The sequence below is a fragment of the Brenneria tiliae genome, from assembly GCF_023347575.1.
GTDB lineage: Bacteria > Pseudomonadota > Gammaproteobacteria > Enterobacterales > Enterobacteriaceae > Brenneria > Brenneria corticis.
The window spans coordinates 133285-152406 of sequence record NZ_JAKPCB010000095.1; the positions used below are offsets into that span (position 1 = coordinate 133285).

Annotated in this window: 14 protein-coding genes and 1 pseudogene; 6 read left to right on the forward strand and 9 right to left on the reverse strand. The window is 58.8% G+C overall.

Annotated features, from left to right (window positions below; all coding sequences use genetic code 11):
• Window positions 1–6 precede the first annotated feature (6 nt).
• Together MFP24_RS09250 and MFP24_RS09255 are read left to right on the forward strand one after the other, a co-directional pair.
• Window positions 7–783 (forward strand): SDR family oxidoreductase, encoded by a 777-nt coding sequence (locus MFP24_RS09250; RefSeq protein WP_249230081.1) that lies wholly within the window; start codon window positions 7–9, stop codon window positions 781–783.
• A gap of 62 nt (window positions 784–845) precedes the next feature.
• A complete protein-coding gene (locus MFP24_RS09255) occupies window positions 846–1706 on the forward strand; it encodes a thioredoxin family protein (protein WP_249230080.1) in 861 nt (286 codons plus the stop codon).
• A gap of 135 nt (window positions 1707–1841) precedes the next feature.
• Here the strand turns inward: MFP24_RS09255 and MFP24_RS09260 are convergent, their stop codons facing one another.
• Both MFP24_RS09260 and MFP24_RS09265 read right to left on the reverse strand, forming a co-directional pair.
• A complete protein-coding gene (locus tag MFP24_RS09260; RefSeq protein WP_249230079.1) occupies window positions 1842–3038 on the reverse strand; it encodes a nicotinamide mononucleotide deamidase-related protein YfaY in 1197 nt (398 codons plus the stop codon).
• Window positions 3039–3119: 81 nt separating this feature from the next.
• A complete protein-coding gene (locus MFP24_RS09265) occupies window positions 3120–3659 on the reverse strand; it encodes a YfaZ family outer membrane protein (RefSeq protein WP_249230078.1) in 540 nt (179 codons plus the stop codon).
• Between the two features lie 262 nt (window positions 3660–3921).
• Between MFP24_RS09265 and MFP24_RS09270 the strand changes: the two genes are divergently transcribed.
• On the forward strand, window positions 3922–5355 hold the full coding sequence (locus MFP24_RS09270) for a catalase (protein ID WP_249230077.1): 1434 nt from the start codon (window positions 3922–3924) through the stop codon (window positions 5353–5355).
• Window positions 5356–5378: 23 nt separating this feature from the next.
• Here MFP24_RS09270 and menE read toward each other — a convergent pair whose 3' ends face one another.
• From menE to MFP24_RS09300, 6 genes and pseudogenes are all read right to left on the reverse strand, one after another.
• Entirely contained in the window at window positions 5379–6773 is a 1395-nt protein-coding gene (gene menE, locus MFP24_RS09275; RefSeq protein WP_249230076.1) for an o-succinylbenzoate--CoA ligase, read from the reverse strand.
• Entirely contained in the window at window positions 6761–7732 is a 972-nt protein-coding gene (menC, locus tag MFP24_RS09280; protein WP_249230075.1) for an o-succinylbenzoate synthase, read from the reverse strand. The genes menE and menC overlap by 13 nt, the downstream gene beginning before the upstream one ends.
• Window positions 7732–8589 carry a 1,4-dihydroxy-2-naphthoyl-CoA synthase gene (gene menB / locus MFP24_RS09285; protein ID WP_249230074.1) on the reverse strand — a complete coding sequence of 286 codons (858 nt, stop codon included), beginning with the start codon at window positions 8587–8589 and terminating at the stop codon, window positions 7732–7734. The genes menC and menB overlap by 1 nt, the downstream gene beginning before the upstream one ends.
• A 5-nt stretch (window positions 8590–8594) precedes the next feature.
• Window positions 8595–9374: a 2-succinyl-6-hydroxy-2,4-cyclohexadiene-1-carboxylate synthase gene (menH, locus tag MFP24_RS09290; RefSeq protein ID WP_249230149.1), complete on the reverse strand. Its 780-nt coding sequence runs from the start codon at window positions 9372–9374 to the stop codon at window positions 8595–8597.
• A complete protein-coding gene (gene menD, locus MFP24_RS09295; RefSeq protein WP_249230073.1) occupies window positions 9374–11050 on the reverse strand; it encodes a 2-succinyl-5-enolpyruvyl-6-hydroxy-3-cyclohexene-1-carboxylic-acid synthase in 1677 nt (558 codons plus the stop codon). The genes menH and menD overlap by 1 nt, the downstream gene beginning before the upstream one ends.
• Window positions 11051–11220: 170 nt before the next feature.
• Window positions 11221–11373 (reverse strand): annotated as a pseudogene (locus tag MFP24_RS09300) (chorismate-binding protein); the annotation flags it as partial.
• A 236-nt stretch (window positions 11374–11609) separates the two neighbouring features.
• Between MFP24_RS09300 and MFP24_RS09305 the strand changes: the two are divergent.
• The 3 genes from MFP24_RS09305 to rcsB are packed head-to-tail and all read left to right on the forward strand — an operon-like array spanning window position 11610 to window position 16121.
• A complete protein-coding gene (locus MFP24_RS09305; RefSeq protein WP_249230072.1) occupies window positions 11610–12779 on the forward strand; it encodes an MFS transporter in 1170 nt (389 codons plus the stop codon).
• Window positions 12780–12796: 17 nt separating this feature from the next.
• Window positions 12797–15472, forward strand: coding sequence for a phosphotransferase RcsD (rcsD, locus tag MFP24_RS09310; protein WP_249230071.1), 2676 nt, complete (start codon window positions 12797–12799; stop codon window positions 15470–15472).
• Complete coding sequence (gene rcsB / locus MFP24_RS09315) at window positions 15465–16121, forward strand: response regulator transcription factor RcsB (RefSeq protein WP_136163845.1); 657 nt, start codon at window positions 15465–15467, stop codon at window positions 16119–16121. The genes rcsD and rcsB overlap by 8 nt, the downstream gene beginning before the upstream one ends.
• 61 nt (window positions 16122–16182) lie before the next feature.
• Here rcsB and rcsC read toward each other — a convergent pair whose 3' ends face one another.
• The gene (gene rcsC / locus MFP24_RS09320; RefSeq protein WP_249230070.1) at window positions 16183–19053 is read right to left on the reverse strand and encodes a two-component system sensor histidine kinase RcsC; all 2871 of its coding nucleotides are present in this window, start codon (window positions 19051–19053) and stop codon (window positions 16183–16185) included.
• Between the last annotated feature and the right edge of the window lie 69 nt (window positions 19054–19122).

The following is a 19122-nucleotide window of genomic DNA, read 5'->3' on the forward strand; positions in this document are numbered from 1 at the left end:
AAAGTTATGCAAAAAACGGTGCTGATTACCGGCTGTTCCAGCGGTATTGGTCTGATTGCGGCGCAGGATCTGCAAAAACGCGGCTACCGGGTGCTCGCCGCCTGTCGCCGCCCCGAGGACGTCGCGCGCATGGCGGAGCTGGGTCTGCAAGGGATCGAACTCGATCTGGACGACTCCGCCAGCGTTGAAAAGGCCGCCGCCGAGGTCATCGCGCTAACCGGAAATCGCCTGTACGGGCTGTTTAATAACGCCGGATACGGATTATACGGCGCGTTGCGCGATATATCGCGCCGGCAGTTGGCGCAGCAGTTTTCCAGCAACCTGTTCGGTACGCATCAGTTGACGCAACTGCTGCTGCCGGCCATGTTGCCGCACGGCGAAGGGCGTATTATTCAAACCAGCTCGGTGATGGGGCTGGTGGCGACGCCCGGACGGGGCGCCTATGCGGCCAGTAAATTCGCCCTTGAAGCCTGGTCGGATGCGCTGCGCATGGAGCTGCACGGCAGCGGTCTGCACGTCAGCCTGATCGAACCCGGCCCGTTGACCACCCGCTTTACCGCCAACGTCGACCAGACCCGGGCCGATCTGCCGGTCACCAATCCTGGCATCGCCAGACGCTTTACGCTGCCGCCGGAAGCCGTATTGCCCAAACTGCGTCATGCGCTGGAGAGTCCGCGCCCCAGGCTGCGCTATCCGGTGACGCTGGTGGCGCACGCTCTGTCCTGGCTGCGCCGTCTGCTGCCCGGACGCTGTCTGGATAATGTATTACGCACCCGTTCCTGATAATGGCTTGAAGCGACACATTCCGCCCCCATATCAAATCGAAACGGATAAGAGAGAACCCCATGCTAGAACAACAAGCAACGATTATCGATGTTAACGAGTCCAATCTCCATCAGGTGCTGGAACAGTCCGCGACGCTGCCCGTGCTGTTTTATTTCTGGTCGGAGCGCAGTCAACACTGCCAGCAACTGGAGCCGGCGCTAAATAAACTGGCGCAGGAATATGCCGGGCAATTTATTCTTGCCCGCGTGGATTGCGACGCCGAACAGCGCGTTGCGGCGCAGTTCGGCCTGCGGGCGATCCCCACAGTCTACCTGTTCCAGGACGGCCAGCCCGTCGACGGTTTTCAGGGGCCGCAGCCGGAAGAAGCCATCCGCGACCTGCTGCAGCGGGTATTGCCGAAAGCGGAAGAACTGAAGGTCGCCGAAGCTCAGCAGCTGATTCAGGAAGGCAAACTGCCGGAAGCCCTGCCGCTGCTGAAAGAAGCCTGGCAGTTGAGCCAGCAGCGCAGCGACATCGGTCTGCTGCTGGCGGAGGTGCAGATTCAGCTCAACCGCAGCGAAGACGCCGAAGCCGTGCTGGCGACCGTTCCGCTCCAGGATCAGGATACCCGCTACCACGGTCTGGTGGCACAGATTGAATTGCTGAAGCAGGCCGCCGACACGCCGGAAATCCAACAGCTGCAACAGCAGTTGGCGGACGATGCGCAGAACGCCGAACTGGCGGTACAGCTGGCGTTGCAGCTACATCAGGTCGGGCGTAATGAAGAAGCGCTTGAGCTGCTGCTCGGCTTTCTGAAGCAGGATCTCGGCGCGGCGCAGGGCAACGCCCGCAAAACGCTGCTGGATATCCTGGCTGCGCTCGGCACCGGCGACGCCCTCGCCGCCCGCTACCGCCGCCAGCTTTATTCACTGCTGTATTAATGCCTGCCAGCGCTCCCGCATACCGCCACCGGTCATCCCCGCGGCGGCGGGGATCTGCTACTGAAACCATGAGCAGCCATTGACTGATTCCCGCCTACGCGGGAATGACGGAGAGGAATGGGCATAACACAATAATCAGTCCAGCGTCTCCAGCACGGCGATCCAGCCGTGGCCGCCGTAAACCGGCCAGCCATTCAGCCAGCGGCGCAGCATATTCATGGCGAATATGGCCGTCAGTTCCTGATGTATCTTCAGACTATAGCGCGGCGCGGCGGACTGTATCGTCTGGGCAAACGTCCCTTGCGGCGTATGCAGCGCAATGGTCAGCCGCTCGTCTTCCCTGGCGCCGACCGTCAGCGCCAGCGGGGCGGCGTGACGTTTCGCCAGTTGACGGGTATCGGCCGCCAGTTGGTTCAAGTCTCGCGCGCCGGTATTTTCCGGCAACTCCCCCCCCGCCAGCGGCACCCCGGCCGCCTGTAGCCGCCAGTTCAGCAGGCCGGCGGTAAAACGCTCGCTCACCGCCAGCCGCAGCCCGCGTTCAGCCAGCCGGCGCGCCAGCTGCGCGGGCAACCCCTCGGTGCCTTCAAATAGCGTATTTTCCCCCGCCACGCTACGCACCCGTTGCCACAGTTGCTCCATCGCCGTCCGCTGCGCCGCCGGTCCCGTCAGTTTCAGCTCGATAATCGGCATCGCCGAGCGATAGCCCAGCACCACGCCCGGCGGCAGCGCCAGCCCGTCCAACTGGTTGGCGAGATCGCTTTCCGAACGGCCGAAGGTGGTTAAACGCAGACACAGCGGCGGCTGGCCGATGGAAAAGCGCTCGCGCAGACGCGGCATGATTTGCTGTTCCACCATCACCTTGAATTCGGAAGGCACGCCCGGGGTAAAAAACAGCAGGCACTTATCCAACCGCAGGGAAAAACCGCAGGCGGTGCCGACCGGGTTATCGATCATTTCCGCGCCGGCGGGGATCTGCGCCTGTTTACGATTGCTGGGCGCCATCACCCTTCCGCGCTCGGCGAAAAAGGCCTCCATGCGCGCCAGCCACTCCGCGTGCTCAACCAGTCCTTCGCCCGCCGCGGTGGCCGCCGCCAGGGCGCTGAGGTCGTCGCTGGTCGGCCCCAGCCCGCCATTGACAATCAGAACATCGGCAATCCGGCTGCGCTGGGTCATCGCGCTGACCAACGCGTCGAGATCGTCCCCCACCGTCATCCGGCTGCTCATCGGCAATCCCTGCTGAAACAGGAAGTCCGCCAGCCAGGCCGCATTGGTATCAATAATCTGACCATGCAGCACTTCATCGCCGGTACATAACATCTCGACCCTAAGCATTTTTCACTCCTGTGTAATAGCAAACGGGCGCGATCGCTCGCGCCCGTCAACACATCCGATGGCCGTGAATAGCGCCGGCTATCAGAAACTCAAACCAACGCCGATGTAGGCTGAATCCGCCAGCTTGTTGTCTGAACGGCCGCTTTCGCCGGCCAGATTGATATAGCGGTAACCCACATCCACATTGAGTATCGGCAGCGGCTGCCAGCGCACGCCGGCCTTGCCTTCAACATAGTGATCGACATGGCTGGAGAACGCGTCCGGCGAGTAGTACCCTTCGCCGTAAAGGGAGAAGTAACGGTTGATCGGCCACTGCACCCCGCCGCCCAGCGCCAGCGCATGACCGTCCGAACCCTGTTCCGGATCCAGATACAGCGCCTTGCCGCCCAGCGTTACCTTCAGCGGTCCGGCGGGAATAGTGTAGCCCAACCCGAAACCGTACACATCGTTATTGTCGCCGTGAGCATAGCTTACGTTGCCGGACAGACCAGGAACCAGCAGTCCGAAGCTGGCGTTCGCGCCCGCGTAGTCGCTCCCCGCTTCCCCGGAAATACCGATAGCATGCACGGAGGCCGTGGCAAGCAGCAAGCTTCCCGCACAGGCAATCACAAGTTTTTTCATTGTCGATTTCCCTCAAATAGTTAGTAAACGCACGTGCAAAATGTGTTGATATCGTTGCCGATTCTACCCCAATCCCGCCGCGGCTCCAGCGCGACATTATCCTAAAACGCAGCCTGTTACGCTAAATAATGCTAACCATTTCCATTCCCGACGGCTGGCGGCAGTAACGATAAGCGCCGCCTATTTGGCTAAAAACCACAAAATGAACAATAGTATTAAGAGTAAATACTCGTACTAATGCTATTACTATAAGGAAGAAATGATGAGCAAGAAAAAGCTGACGACCGTAGCGGGCGCGCCGGTTGTTGATAATAATAATATCATAACCGCCGGACGGCGCGGCCCCATGTTGATGCAGGACGTATGGTTTCTGGAAAAACTGGCGCATTTCGATCGTGAAGTGATTCCGGAACGACGGATGCACGCCAAAGGTTCCGGCGCGCACGGCACCTTCACCGTTACCCACGATATCACCCGCTATACCCGGGCAAAAATCTTCGCTGAAATCGGCAAGAAAACCGATATGTTTATCCGTTTCTCCACCGTGGCAGGGGAACGCGGCGCCGCCGACGCGGAGCGCGATATTCGCGGTTTCGCCATGAAATTCTATACCGAAGAGGGCAACTGGGATCTGGTGGGCAACAATACCCCGGTGTTCTATCTGCGCGATCCGCTGAAATTTCCCGATCTCAACCATATTGTCAAACGCGATCCGCGCACCAACCTGCGCAACCCGGTCTACAAATGGGATTTCTTCTCCCAGTTGCCGGAATCGCTGCATCAGTTGACCATTGATTTCAGCGACCGCGGATTACCCAAGTCTTTCCGCCATATTCACGGCTTCGGCAGCCATACCTATAGCTTTATCAACGCCGCAAACGAACGCTTTTGGGTAAAATTCCACTTTATCTGCCAGCAGGGCATCGAGAATCTGATGGACGACGAAGCGGAAGCGCTGGTGGGCAAAGACCGCGAGAGCTCGCAGCGCGATCTGTTCGACGCCATTGAAAACGGGGATTTCCCGCGCTGGAAGCTACAGATCCAGATTATGCCGGAAGCCGAGGCGTCGCAGGTTCCGTACAACCCGTTCGATCTGACGAAAGTCTGGCCGCACGGCGATTACCCGCTGATCGACGTCGGCTTTTTCGAACTGAACCGCAACCCGGACAACTACTTTGCCGAAGTGGAGCAGGCGGCTTTCAACCCGGCGCACGTCGTGCCCGGCGTCGGCTTTTCGCCGGATAAGATGCTGCAGGGGCGTCTATTCTCTTACGGCGACGCCGCGCGCTACCGTTTAGGGGTCAATAACCATCAGATCCCGGTTAATGCCCCCCAATGCCCGTTTCATAACTACCATCGCGACGGCGCGCTGCGCGTTGACGGCAACAGCGGCAACGGCGCCACCTATGAGCCGAATAGCTTTGGCGTATTTCAGGAGCAGCCGGACTTTAGCGAACCGCCGTTAACCATTGAAGGCGCCGCCGATCACTGGAACCACCGTGAGGATGAAGATTATTTCAGCCAGCCGCGGGCGCTGTTCAATCTGCTAAGCGAAGAAGAACACCAGCGCATGTTCCAGCGCATCGCCGGCGAACTGTCGCAGGTGCCCGAGTTTATCCAGCAGCGGCAGATCGCGCTGTTCAACAAGGTCGATCCCGCCTACGGGGCCGGGGTGGCGCAAGCGCTGGGGAAATAAGCGGACAGGCGTGAGGTTACCCCTCACGCTTTTTGTTTATCAATCTCGCTATCCACCCACTCCCTCACCTGCCGGCGGGAGATTTTAATGCCGCCGTTCTTCAATGCCGCCGGCAGATGGTAATAGGCCACCGGACGCTGGAATCCCGCCAACTGCGGCAGCAACCAATCCCGGAGCTTATCCAGCGTGGTCGAGCCGCTTATTTCAACCACCGCGACGGGGCGCTGACCGAACTCCAGGTCATCAATCGGCACCACGCAGGCTTGCTGAACATCAGGATGCGTGAGCAGCACGGACTCGATATTTTCCGGCTGAATCCCCTCGCCGCCGCTGAAGAACTGGTTATCCAGACGGCCCAGAATATGCCACTCGCCGTCGGCGAAACGCCCGCGATCGCGGGTATGAAACCAGCCCTCTTCGTCGACCAGCGGCAAAAGCCGCCCGTCGCGCCAGTAGCCCGCCGCCAGCGTCGCGCCGCGCAGCAGCACCTCTTCGCCCGCCAGACGGATTTCCCGACCTTGCAGCGGCAGCCCGACGCCCGCCCGGCCGTCGGCGCGCTTGGCGCACACCGTGGACGCCAGCTCGGTCAAACCGTATCCGCACCAGCAGCTGATGCCGCGGGTCTGGGCCTCGCGCGTTAACTCCTGCGGGATCGCCGCGCCCCCCAGCAATACCGATTTCAGCGCGGCCGGCGCCGCATCGTGCGTCAGCAGCCGCCATAGCTGGGTCGGCACCAGAGAGGCGTGAGAGCAGCCCCGCAGGGCGCGCTCCAACGGCTGATGGACGCGCACCACCACCGTCGCGCCGCAAAGCAGCCAGCGCCACAGGATGCCCTGCCCGGAAACATGAAACAGCGGCAATGAGAGCAGCCAGCTGTCGCCGGGGGCGAACGCCATCATCGCCAATACCCCCGCCGCGCTGGCCAGATGGGCGGCATAGGTATGCGCCGCCGCCTTCGGCGCGCCGCTGGAGCCGGAGGTTAACGTCAGCGTCGCCAGCCGTTCCGGCCGCCAGGGCGGCGCTTTATACGCGGCACCGCCGCGTTCGCCGGGCGCATACCGCAGGGCGACCACGCCCGACGGCCATGATTGCTCATTCAGGCATAGCCCGTAAGTCACGCCGAGCGAATCCCACAGCGCGTCGGTTAACGATGCCGGCAGTTGCGGATTCAGCGGCAACAAACGGGCGCCGCACTGCAACAGCGCCAGATAACACCACAGCATCGCCCCGCTGTTTTTGCCGCGCAGCGCCACCCCGCAGCCTGGCGTCACGCCCTGCCGCTCAAAGTCGGCCGCCAGTTGATTAATCCGCTCCGCCGTCTGCCGCCAGCTCCAGCGGACGTCGTCCTCCACCAGCGCCGCCCCCTGCGGCGCGCGTTCGGCCCAGTAATGCCAGGGCCAGTCGCTCAGGATTGCCATACCGTTTCCAGCTGTTCGGCGGTCAACAGCGGCAACCGGCTTTCCGGCCAGCCCCTGACCACCTGCGCCTGCATCAGGTCCAGCGTGTCCAGGCCGGGCACCGTGTGCGGCGTCAGCCAGTGCGCCACCCGCGCCAGTTGGGTTAACCCCAGGCTGGATTCGATGCTGGAGCTGATCACCGCGCTTAGCCCCGCCTGTTGGGCTTGCTGCGCCAGCTCCCGACAGCGCGCCAGGCTGCCGACCAGCGTCGGTTTGATCACGATGGCGCTGACGCCGGGTTCCGCTTCCACCCGGAAATCGGCCTCGCGCACGCTCTCGTCCCAGGCGATATTGATGCCGGTTTCCCGCGCGAACTCGCGGGATTCCTGACGGGTTTTGCACGGCTCTTCGAGAAAGGCGATGCGCGAACGCAACGCCGGATCCACGTAGCGGGCGAAGCCGTCGGCTTTGGCGCGCGTCCAGCTGCGGTTGGCGTCCAGCCGCAGTTGCAGGTCCGGCAAGGCTTCCAGCAGGACGTTGACGATCATGCCGTCACGCACCGCCTCGTACAGCCCGACCTTGACCTTGGCCACCTTTTCGCCCGGCATGCTCTGCAGCATGGCAAACAGTTCGTCGGGATCGCCGCTGCACAGCGGCGCCTTGCGGTAATCCGCCGCCTGCGGCAAACGCTGCTCCAGCTCGGCCTGCGCGCAGCTCAGACCGAAAGCCACCGACGGCGGAAGGTCATCCGCCAGCGGCTGTCCCGCCGCCCAGCGCCGCAGCTGTTCAAGGGCGGCCGACTCGGCCTGCGCCAGCGTTTCCGCGCTGAACTCCGGCAGCGGCGCAATCTCCCCCCAGCCCTGCCCGTCACCCTGTCGCAGGTTAACGATCAGCCCGTCGCGGGTTTTCAGGCGCTGATGGCGCAGCACCACGCCGGCCTCCATCGGCACGCTGTAGCGATAAACCTTAACCTGACGCATTACGGATTCCGTTTGAATTTACTGAAATCGGGCTGGCGTTTTTCATTAAAGGCGTTGCGCCCCTCCTGCCCTTCGTCGGTCATATAGAACAGCATGGTGGCGTTGCCAGCCAGCTCCTGCAAACCGGCCTGCCCGTCGCAGTCGGCGTTCAGCGCGGCTTTCAGGCAGCGCAGCGCCATCGGGCTGTTCTGCAGCATTTCGCGGCACCAGCGCACCGTCTCTTTTTCCAGCTCCGCCAGCGGCACCACGGTATTGACCAGCCCCATGTCCAGCGCCTGCGCCGCGTCGTACTGCCGGCACAGGAACCAGATTTCGCGCGCTTTTTTCTGGCCGACGATACGCGCCATATAAGAAGCGCCCCAGCCGCCGTCGAACGATCCGACGCGCGGACCGGTCTGGCCGAAGACGGCGTTTTCCGCCGCGATGGTCAGATCGCACATCATATGCAGCACGTGTCCGCCGCCGATGGAGTAGCCGGCCACCATCGCCACCACCGGTTTCGGACAGGTGCGGATTTGACGCTGGAAGTCCAGCACGTTCAGGTGATGCACCCCGCTGTCGTCCTGATAGCCGCCGTAATCGCCGCGCACCTTCTGATCGCCGCCGGAGCAGAAGGCCTTTTCTCCCGCCCCGGTCAGAATAATCACGCCGACGCCGTCGTCGTGACGGGCATTATCCAGCGCCTGGATCATCTCTTTCACCGTTTGCGGGCGAAAAGCATTACGCACCTGGGGACGATTGATGGTGATTTTGGCAATGCCGTCGGTAGATTTGTGATAGAGGATATCGACGAAATCGCCGCTGCAATCGTGCCATTCTACCGGGGCGTAAAGCAGTTCTTCACTGGGATAAAGCATAATAATTAATCCTTAACGGGATGCGAAAGAAAAGAAAGTATCCGCGCGGCGTACTCCGCCGGATTGGCCTGATGCGCATTATGGCCGGCCCGCGCCACGCTCAGTAACGGCAAATTATACTGCGCCGCCAGCGCCTGAAACTTGGCGTCGTCGGCGCCGCACAGATAAGCAAAGGGAAAAGCCAGCCGTCGCAGCTTCTCCCCCAGCCAGGGCTGCCGCCCCAGCGAGGTGGCTTCCAGCATATCCGCCACCGCGGGGCCGTGATTGCGGCTGCGCCGGGCAACCAGGCCGGCGCGCTGCGCGGCGTTTAAATCCGCGAATACCGCCTGCCGATACCAGTCGTTCAATACCGCCGCTAGCGGTTCATGGCGCAAGCGCCGCGCCCAGCCGGCGTCGTGCAACAGGCGCTGTTCACGCAAGCGGGGCTGGGCCAACCCCGGATTGCCGCCCTCCGCCAGCAGCCCCCGCATGCCGCGGGGCTGCCCGCAGCAGGCATGATACATGGCGATGCGGCCGCCCAGCGAGTACCCCAGCAGCCAATACTCCTCAATGCCCTGTTGGCGCAGCGTGGCGCTCAACAGTTCGCTGACCTGGGCGAAACCGCCGGGCGTAACGCCGAGGGAGCCGCCATGCCCCGGCAAGTCCACCAGCAGCAAGGGCCATTGGTTGAAAAAAGGCGCTATCGGCTGCCAGTCCTCGCCGCTGCCTAACAGGCCGTGCAGGCACACCAGCCACGGCCGAGGGGGGGAGCCTTCGGCCGGGGTTATTTTCCGGCAGTGCAGCATTACCACGTCGCCGCCTGCGCCACCAGGGCGCTCAGCGTTTCCGCCCCATCCTTCGGCGGCACCACCACCTCCAGCAGAGTGACGCCGCCCTGCGCCCAGCAGCGGGCGACGGCATCGCTTATCTGCCGCCAGCTGTCGGCGCGTACGTAGTCAAGGCCGAACATCGCCGCCGCATGGCCGAACTCCACATTTTGCGGCATACAGTAAAACGCTTCCCGCTGCCGTGGCGGCGTCGGCAACAGGGAAAAGATCTGTCCGCCGTTATTGTTGACCACGATCAGCACCAGCGGCGCCGGCGCCTGGCGCAGCAGCGCCAGCGCATTAAGATCGTACAGCGCGGAGAGATCGCCCACGATCCCCAGCGTCGCCCTGCCATTGCCGCGCTGAACGCCGGCCAGGGTGGAGATCAGCCCGTCGATGCCGCTGGCGCCCCGGTTGCCGTACACCGGATATTGTTGCGGCAGCTGCGCCAGCGCGTCAATCAGCCGCACCACCAGGCTGTTGCCGACGAACAGCTGGCCGTCCGGCGGCAGCAGTTCCGGCAGCCGTTGCGCCAATTGCGCCTCGCCAAAACGCGCAGCCAGATGGGCCCTAACCTGCTGCTGGGCATGACGGGCTATCGCCGTCAGATCGTCGGCCCAGGGGGTTTGCGTCAGCGGAGGATGCGCGGCGAGCCAGTCGCCGATGTCGGCGATCAGACGGCGGCCGCGATGCTGCGCCGGATCCAGCCGGCCGGGCAGCGCATCCACCAGCCAGAACGACTGCGGCCGGCATGTTTCCTGCCACTGCAACAGCCGTTTTCCGGTCAGGCAGCCGCCGAACTGCACCACGATTTCCGCCCGATCGAGCCGCTCCAGCGCCGCGGGATTCGCCAGCCAGATATCCGCACAGGGTAACGGCTGACCGCTTTGCGACAGCACATCGCCGATCAGCGGCCAGCCAAGGGCGCTCGCCCACCGCGCGATCTGCGCCCCCTGCTGCGGGCCGACCTGTCCGACAATGACGACGCCGCGCTTGCGCCGCCATTCATCCCAGTCGGGCTGCAGCGCCAAGGTCGTCTGGCGCATTTCACGCAGCCAGGGTTCGCGGTTGCGCCACCAGTCGCCCAGCGCCGTCAGCCAGTCGCGGTAGGCGGCTTCGTCGTCAGCGCCGTATAGGGGTTCCGCAAACGGGCAATTGATATGCAGTACGCCGTGCGTCAGCTGAGCCATGGCGCTATCCAGCGTCGAAACCAGCCAGCGGGCCGGAATATCCGCCGTGGGCCGCGGCAGATTCAGCGCCAGCGCCGGGTGGGAGGCATACAGGCCGTGCTGGCGAATGGCCTGATTGGCGCCGCAGTCAATCAATTCGGGAGGACGGTCGGCCGTCAGCACGATCAGCCGCTCGCCGGTCAGCCCCGCTTCCACGATAGCCGGATAAAGATTCGCCGCCGCCGTGCCGGAGGTCACCACCACCGCCACCGGTTCAGCGGCGGCCTTTGCCAACCCCAGGGCCAGATGCCCCAATCCCCGCTCGTCAAAATGGGTATGGCAAATCAGCGCACCGTGCTCGGCCGCCGCCAGCGTCAGCGGAGTGGAACGGGAGCCCGGCGCGATGCAGATATGGCGCACGCCGTGGCGGGTTAGCGCTTCAAGCAACAACTCGGCCCAGCGGCGATTAAATACACTTGTCGACATTATGTACTCAGCAATTCAGGTTGCGGGTTATCCCCGTCATATTTCAAGCTGCGGGGCGTTGGCTTTCCCGCAGTTCGAATTATTCAGGGCATATGGCAATAATTATAATTTTTTCCATTCGGCCGACTTTGATATAAACCGGCGCCGGACACAACAAACATAAAACAGAACTATGATATATCGTCCTCTAACAGGGATTTTAACCCGGCGGCCTTGTTTTCCAGCTCCAGCCATTCTTGTTGCGCATCGGAACCCGCCACAATGCCGGCGCCGGCATACGGCGTTAAAATAGTGTCGCTGATTTCAGCCGAACGAATTGATAAACGCCGCCGTCTCCTGATGTAAAGTACGGGATTATACGGGAAAAAAAGGCGCCGTGGGTGAGAGGTTACGCCGCTTGAAAAAGGCCATCCGTCGCTTATTTTTTAGCCGGCCCGCGTTAACTTATCCGATAATCCCTCCATCAGCCGGCTTACGATCACGAATCCTTCGATTCAGCCCCCCAATTATGGTAGAAAGAAGCCCTTATTGCGTCCATTGGGTATCCGTCGTTCAGGCTATGAGTACCACACTGCATTCCGAAACATCCTGCATCCGGCAGGAACAGCCGGGCAAAAAGGCTCAGGCCGCCACGCGCAGCGCTTTTTTTATCGCCGGTTTCGCCATGGCTTCTTGGGCGCCGCTGGTGCCTTTCGTCAAAAACCGTCTGGCGATCAATGACGGCTCGCTGGGAATGCTGTTGCTTTCTCTCGGCATCGGTTCGCTGCTGGCGATGCCGCTCAGCGGATGGTTAACCGGCAAGCTGGGATGCCGGACGGTCATATTACTGGCCGGCGCCGTACTCTGCCTGGTGCTGCCGATGCTGACGCAGGCGGACAGGCTGCCGCTGATGGCGATCGCGCTGCTTTTTTTCGGCGCGGCCATTGGCATGATTGACGTCTCCATGAATATTCAGGCGGTGATTGTCGAACAGGCCAGCGGCCGGGCGATGATGTCCGGTTTTCACGGATTTTTCAGTATTGGCGGGATAGCCGGCGCCGGCGGCGTCAGCGCGCTGCTGTGGCTGGGGCTGTCTCCCGCGGCGGCGATGCTGATCGTGGTGGCGCTGCTTGCGGCGTTACTGTCGCAGGCGCAGCGCCATCTGCTGCGCGCCGCCAATCAGGGCGATAGCGGTCCGTTATTCGCCATCCCCCGCGGCTGGGTGATGTTTATCGGCCTGCTGTGCTTCATTATGTTTCTGGCCGAGGGCGCGATACTGGACTGGAGCGCGCTGTTTTTAACCGTGGAGCGCAGTCTGGACGGCGCCCAGGCCGGCATTGGCTACGCCGCTTTTTCCGTCGCCATGGCGCTGGGCAGGCTTAACGGCGATCGCGTCGTCAATGCGCTGGGGCGCTATGCCGTGCTTACCGGCGGCAGCCTGTGCGCGGCGTGCGGATTGCTGTTGGCCGTCGGCATCGACAACGCGGCGACCGCTATTCTGGGTTTCGTCATGGTGGGGATCGGCGCCTCAAACGTGGTGCCTATCCTGTTCACCGCGGCGGGCAATCAGCAAGTCATGCCGGCGAATCTGGCTATCGCCGCTATTACCACCGTCGGTTACGCGGGTATTCTGTCGGGGCCGGCGCTGCTGGGCTTTATCGCGCAGGCCAGCAGCCTGGGCGTCGCCTTCGGATGCGTCGCGCTGTTATTGTTGCTCGTCGGCGTCAGCGCGCGCGCCGTTATCCGTTAATCAGGAGCGTAAATTCAATGCCGGCAACCATCATGCGTTATTTTGCTCTGTTCATCGTGCTGCTGCTCCTGCTTACCGGCACCTTCGGCTACAACTACCTCAGTAGCTGGCTGACGGAGAAAAAATATGCCTTGACGGATATTGCCCAGGGGATACAAAAGCGCATCGATACCTATCGCTTTTTTACCTATCAGATTTACGGCAACCTGAACGGCGATACTCCCGCCAGCGATGATAATATCAACGCCATCAATCTGATGCCGAATGTCTTTTACGTGGCGAAAAGCGGCCAGGTCACCGACGCGCTGATATTCGGCCAGCACGATCAAGCCACCCTGAACGCCGTCTACCGCATATCGTACTATCTGGACATTCTGTGGGGCGCGGAAAACGATGTCTATTCCATGTACTATCTTAACGGCATCGATAACAGCCTGACGATGATTTCAACCCAGACCCTGAAAGACATCTCGTCCCAGTTCCGCGGCAGCTATATCAGCGCCATTGCGGAAGCGCGCCGCACGGAGATGCTGCAGCAGGCCAATATACTGGACGAGCGCGAAAGTTTTTCGCCTCTGCGCAAACTGCGGTTCTATAACGATTATTATTTCACCCTGCGTACCACATTCAATCAGCCCGGCCACCTGGCGACCATTATTGCCTTCGACTTACCCATCAACGATCTGATCCCGGCCAATATGCCGCGCGAAAATTTCGTCCTGCGCCAGGACACGCCGGCCGCGTATGACGCCAATAGCGGCAATGAAGATAGCGCGCAGATCCAGTTGAACGGCTCGCTGCTCGAGATATCCGCGCTGCTGGTTAATGCGCCGGTAAAAATCGTTTTCCAGATTCCGGTAAAAGTGCTGGCCGTCGATATGCTGCATAATAATATCTGGCTGCTGTTGCTGACGCTGGTATTACTGATACTCTCCCTTGCCGGCTTTTATCTTTTCCGTCAGAAATACGCTCACCCCAGCGAAGATTTATCACAACTGCTGAGTAAGCGGTTGGATATCTATAATGAAACGCTCGGCCGCATTCCGCTGGGCGTACTGATTTATGACTTCAGCAGCAATAAGGTTATTGTGCAGAACGCGCTGGCGGAAAATTTGCTGCCCCATCTCAGCCTGCAAAAAATCACCAATATGGCCGATGAACATCAGGGCGTTGTTCAGGTTACGGTGAATAACGAAATGTATGAAATACGCCAGTTCCGCAGTCAATATTCCGCGGACTATTGCCTGTTTCTGCTGCGTGAGCAGGATAAAGAGATTCTGGTGAATAAAAAACTCCAGCTGGCGCAGCGTGAATATGAAAAAAATGTTCAGGCCAGGAAGCATCTGTTCAGAAATCTGCTCAATGAATTCAAACAGCCGCTGCTTTCGCTACGTCAAAATATACTTTCCCTGCGCCGCGGCGATGATATTGCCGAACGGCGGCAGATCGTTCGGCAACTGCTGACCGATGCGGGCAACGCCATTGATCTGCTGGAGAATATCGCGCTGCAGGAAAAGCTGGAGACGCAGGAATGGCAGCTCGCCCATGAGAGCTTTTCTCCGCTGACGATGGTCGACGGCCTATTGCTGGAATTACTGCCGAAGATTAATCAAAAAGGGCTTTCCCTGTTTAATCACTACAAGCTGGATATTAATCAAACCTATTTGGGTGATGGCGAACTGCTGAGAAAAATAGTGTCGCTGCTGCTGAATTACGCCATTACCAATACCGACTACGGCAAGATTACGCTTTCCATCGATCGTGATGCCAATGCGCCGGAAAAGCTGGTGATACAAATCAGCGATACCGGCGCCGGTATTCCGGGCATCGAACAGGATAATCTTAACTACCCGTTCTTACATCCGGCAAGCGCGGATCGTTTCAGTCAAAATTCAGGATTGACCCTATTCCTGTGTAATCAACTGTGCAATAAACTGGGCGGCAAGCTGCATATCCACAGTAAAACTGGGCTTGGCACACACTATACCCTGACGGTAAGACTGGAGCCCGAAGCCCTGCCGGCCGAGGAAGAGAAACTGCTGGACGGCATCAACGTATTGCTGGATATCACCTCAAACGAAGTACAGCATATCGTCAGCCATCTGCTGACCGGCTGGGGAGCCAACTATCTGCTGGTCGACGATCGCCAGGTTAATCAGCAAGCCGATCTGTGCATCACCGACGATGCGCAAAGGAGCGCGGATTATTCCATCTTGCTCAGCGGCGACGATACCGCGGTCGTTGCGCTGGGGCCCCATCGGCTGCGGGTGAACTATAATATCAGCCAGCTACTTCTGGAGGCGCTGCTTAAGCTGATTGAGCAGCAGTTGGAAACGCCGGCGGATACGCCGCCGACGGAAGAGAGTCATGATGCAGCGTTTTACGCCCGGCAATTGGCGTCAGGCGATTATTTTTCGCTGTTTGTCGAGACAGTACCGGATGATTTAAAGAGGCTGTATACTGAGGCGCAAGAGGCTGATTTTTTGTCACTTGCGCAAACGGCACATCGGCTGAAAGGCGTATTTGCCATGTTAAACCTGCATCCCGGCAAACAGCTATGTGAGCAGCTTGAACAGCATATTACCGCGCACGATAGTGTACAGATAGAAAATAACCTTCATGAAATTGGAGGATTCGTCGGTGCATTACTACAGCAAGGTAGCCAACATATGAGTAACCAAAACGATGAGTAACCTAAACGTAATTATTGCCGATGACCATCCTATTGTTCTTTTTGGCATCAGAAAGTCGCTTGAACAAATTGAATGGGTTAACGTGGTGGGTGAATTTGAAGACTCTACCGCCTTGATCAATAACCTGCCGAAACTGGACGCCAACGTTTTAATTACCGATTTGTCCATGCCGGGAGATAAATACGGCGATGGAATTACTTTAATTAAATATATTAAACGTCACTTTCCGCACCTCTCCATTATTGTTCTGACCATGAACAATAACCCGGCCATTCTGAGCGCCGTGCTGGATTTGGATATTGAAGGCATTGTGCTGAAACAGGGCGCGCCGACCGATCTGCCCAAGGCGCTGGCGGCGCTGCAGAAAGGCAAGAAGTTTACCCCGGACAGCGTCCTCAAGGTATTGGAAAAAATCAGCGCCGGCGGTTACGGCGACAAACGCCTGTCGCCGAAAGAGAGCGAAGTGTTGCGCTTATTCGCCGAAGGTTTTCTGGTAACCGAAATCGCCAAGAAACTGAACCGCAGTATTAAAACCATCAGCAGCCAGAAAAAATCGGCGATGACCAAACTGGGCGTGGATAACGACATTGCGCTGCTGAACTACCTCTCTTCCGTTAACGGCAACGCCACCCATACGGAAAAAGAGTAATCTCCCGCGCTGTTCATGCCCGCGACATACGCGGGCATTATTTCCTATCCTTGACGGCGGTTCAGGTTTCCGGCGACGCCGACGCTTCCCGCGCCTGGCGCACCACGTTGCTGTAGTAAAACAGCGTCTGCTGCAGGGTATCCAGCGTCACCGGCTTGGAGAGACAATTATCCATGCCCGACTGTAAACAGCGCTGCCTCTCTTCCGCCAGCGCATTCGCCGTAACGCCGATCACCGGGAAAGTCCGCTTTAATTCGCGTAGGCGTTGCGTTAAGCGGTAACCGTCCATATTCGGCATATTGACGTCCGTCAGCACAATATCAACGGTGTTTTTACTTAATACGCTTAACGCATCGACGCCATCATTCGCCGTAAGCGCCATATATCCCAGCGATCCGAGCTGGTCCGCCAGCAAACGGCGGTTGATCGGATGGTCGTCCACCACCAGAATCATGATATCGCCATTCTCGATACGGCCATAGTTGGTCAACGGCGACGACAGCGCGGAATGCGATGCGTCGCTCGCCTCCGGAAGGTAAATTTTCTCCAGTAAATCAGGCAAATATTGTGGCGTCGAAGTACTGTGCAACCAGCGGCCGGGGCTGACTTCCTGCGCCGAGCCGGTATGTGCGCCGCTCATCACGATATGCGCCCGCGCCTCGAACGTCTGCGCAGGCGTATAATCGCTGATGATCACATCATCAGCGCCGATCGTCTGGCGCTGATAGCGACAGGCCTGCACCCCGTGCGCCTGTAAAAAAGCCAGCAGATAGGACTCCAGCCGGACATTGCGCACCATCAGCCAGCACATTTTTCCCTGCAAAGCGTCGTTAATCGCCACCGAAACATAGCGCGCCTTATAGAGGGGGATCCGGACGCCAAACTGGCTGCCCAGCCCCGGCTCCGACTCGATGGTAATATCGCCGTCCATCAGGTTGACCAGCTTCTCGCAGATGGCCAGCCCCAGCCCGGTTCCCTGAAAATGACGCTGCACGCCGCTCCCCGCCTGAAAAAAGGGATCAAACAATTTCATGGTTTCACGGGCCGGGATCCCCATACCGGTATCGCGCACCAGAAACTCCAGATAGCCGTCGCGACAGCCCACCTGGAAAATAATGCATCCGGTATCGGTAAATTTGATGGCGTTGCTCAACAGATTGGAGAGCACCTGCTGTAAACGCACCGGGTCGCCGGACAGGCTCACCGGCACATTCGGGTCGATAAAGCAGTACAGCGACAGGCGTTTTTTCACCACCAGCGGCAAATAGTTGCTGGTGATATGGCTGATAACCTCATGCGGCGCGAAATCACAGGGCTCGATTTTCAGCTGCTCCGATTCAATCTTGGAAAAGTCGAGGATATCGCTGATGATTTTCAGCAGCAGCGAGGATGAATTATTCATCGCCGCCACCAGACGGTTCGCATCCTTGGGCAGCGCCTTGGTTTGCAATAAGTCCAGGTTACCGATAATGCCATACAGCGGCGTGCGCAATTCGTGGCTCACCGTGGCCAGAAACATCGATTTGGACTGGCTCGCCTGCTCCGCGGCGTTGGCCATCTCCTGTAGCGACTCTTCCATTTTGACCCGGGCGCTGACGTCCAGCAGCACGCAAATCGCTACATTCTCATTACGATAGCGGGAGTGAACAAAGCTGATTTGCAGGTGATCGTTCCTGCTGGTCATCACATCGACGAATTTGGATTGCTGCTCGCAGATAATACGGGTAATACGCAGACGATCCTCATGGGTAAGCAGATTAAGATAATTATGCGCCAGCTCATTGCTGAGAATATTCGTGCCGTCATTAATCCGCAGAATACAAATCCCCACCGGGGCGGATGCCACGATTTTGCGGTTGAACTGTTCGTTTTCTTCTAATTGAAACGCATTGACTTCGGCGGGCAACAGCATCTTGCGCTCAAAAATCCACGCCAGCACAAACAGCAAGATGGCCGACAGCGCGTTGAGCAGCGCCATATTCATTATCAGCCCGCCGATATGGGACAGTAGCACCTTTAGCGGCAGCGAATAAATAATGCTGAACGCGGTGGGCGGCAGGTTTTTTTTCAGAATAATTTCATCATAGCCGTTCACATAGCCAAAGTAATTATGCTCTATCGGATAGCTGTTCACCGAAGAGGCGTGGCGCCCGGCCCCTTCGGAAAACTGCAAAACGGTCTGGTTATACTGATTGAGCAGCTTGGCGTTTATCGGGAATTTTCCCAGGGTCACGAAGTCATCGAGGCGGATGGTCTGTTCAATCCCCATGATCACTTCCAGCTTATTATCGACATAAATCGGCGTCAGCGCGTAGAGATAACCGACGTCCGGAATTGAGGCCGGGGTAATCCAGTAGACGGTTTCGTCCCGCGCCACCGACTGGATGGTATTTTTCTGCTCCAGAAAACGATCCTGCACGTTTTTCAGCAGGTTATCACGGTCGAGCGCCTGATTGCGGATGCCGAAATCAACCATACAGCGTCGATCGCCGCCGACGAAAAAGACCCGGTTAAGATCGTACACCGCGGAAAAGTTTTCGCGCCAGCCATTAAAAAAATCATTCAACGACGCCAGGGGATCGTTATTTTCACCCTCATTAACCGAACAATTCGCTCCCGGCGATAACGGATAAATAGGTAACGCCGCATCTTCGCTCGTCCGCCGGGGCTGATTGCCCTCGACGTTTATCAGGCGGTTGGCGGCTAAATATTTAAGCTCGCGCACAATATCGGCCGCATGGCGAATATATCCCTGAGACTGATCGAAGCTCAGATTGTATTCCTGCCGCAGTTCCGACTCTTTTTCATTCAGCGCCTTACTGATATAAAAAAGCGATATCAGCGCGCCAAGCACCCACAGCATAGTCGCCAGCACCCGAAATAAATAACGGGAAACTTTTAATGTCGTATGGAACGAGGCCAAATATTTCAAGTGGATACCATTGCATTGTGAAAGAAGTAATGCCCCGCGGGACCTGCCGATACACTACCGATACCGCAT

Excerpts from the sequence above, each read along its gene's own strand:
- MFP24_RS09250 (WP_249230081.1), top strand. The coding sequence starts at position 7 with ATGCAAAAAACGGTGCTGATTACCGGCTGTTCCAGCGGTATTGGTCTG.
- MFP24_RS09255 (WP_249230080.1), top strand. The coding sequence starts at position 846 with ATGCTAGAACAACAAGCAACGATTATCGATGTTAACGAGTCCAATCTC.
- MFP24_RS09260 (WP_249230079.1), bottom strand. The coding sequence starts at position 3,038 with ATGCTTAGGGTCGAGATGTTATGTACCGGCGATGAAGTGCTGCATGGT.
- MFP24_RS09265 (WP_249230078.1), bottom strand. The coding sequence starts at position 3,659 with ATGAAAAAACTTGTGATTGCCTGTGCGGGAAGCTTGCTGCTTGCCACG.
- MFP24_RS09270 (WP_249230077.1), top strand. The coding sequence starts at position 3,922 with ATGAGCAAGAAAAAGCTGACGACCGTAGCGGGCGCGCCGGTTGTTGAT.
- menE (WP_249230076.1), bottom strand. The coding sequence starts at position 6,773 with ATGGCAATCCTGAGCGACTGGCCCTGGCATTACTGGGCCGAACGCGCG.
- menC (WP_249230075.1), bottom strand. The coding sequence starts at position 7,732 with ATGCGTCAGGTTAAGGTTTATCGCTACAGCGTGCCGATGGAGGCCGGC.
- menB (WP_249230074.1), bottom strand. The coding sequence starts at position 8,589 with ATGCTTTATCCCAGTGAAGAACTGCTTTACGCCCCGGTAGAATGGCAC.
- menH (WP_249230149.1), bottom strand. The coding sequence starts at position 9,374 with ATGCTGCACTGCCGGAAAATAACCCCGGCCGAAGGCTCCCCCCCTCGG.
- menD (WP_249230073.1), bottom strand. The coding sequence starts at position 11,050 with ATGTCGACAAGTGTATTTAATCGCCGCTGGGCCGAGTTGTTGCTTGAA.
- MFP24_RS09305 (WP_249230072.1), top strand. The coding sequence starts at position 11,610 with ATGAGTACCACACTGCATTCCGAAACATCCTGCATCCGGCAGGAACAG.
- rcsD (WP_249230071.1), top strand. The coding sequence starts at position 12,797 with ATGCCGGCAACCATCATGCGTTATTTTGCTCTGTTCATCGTGCTGCTG.
- rcsB (WP_136163845.1), top strand. The coding sequence starts at position 15,465 with ATGAGTAACCTAAACGTAATTATTGCCGATGACCATCCTATTGTTCTT.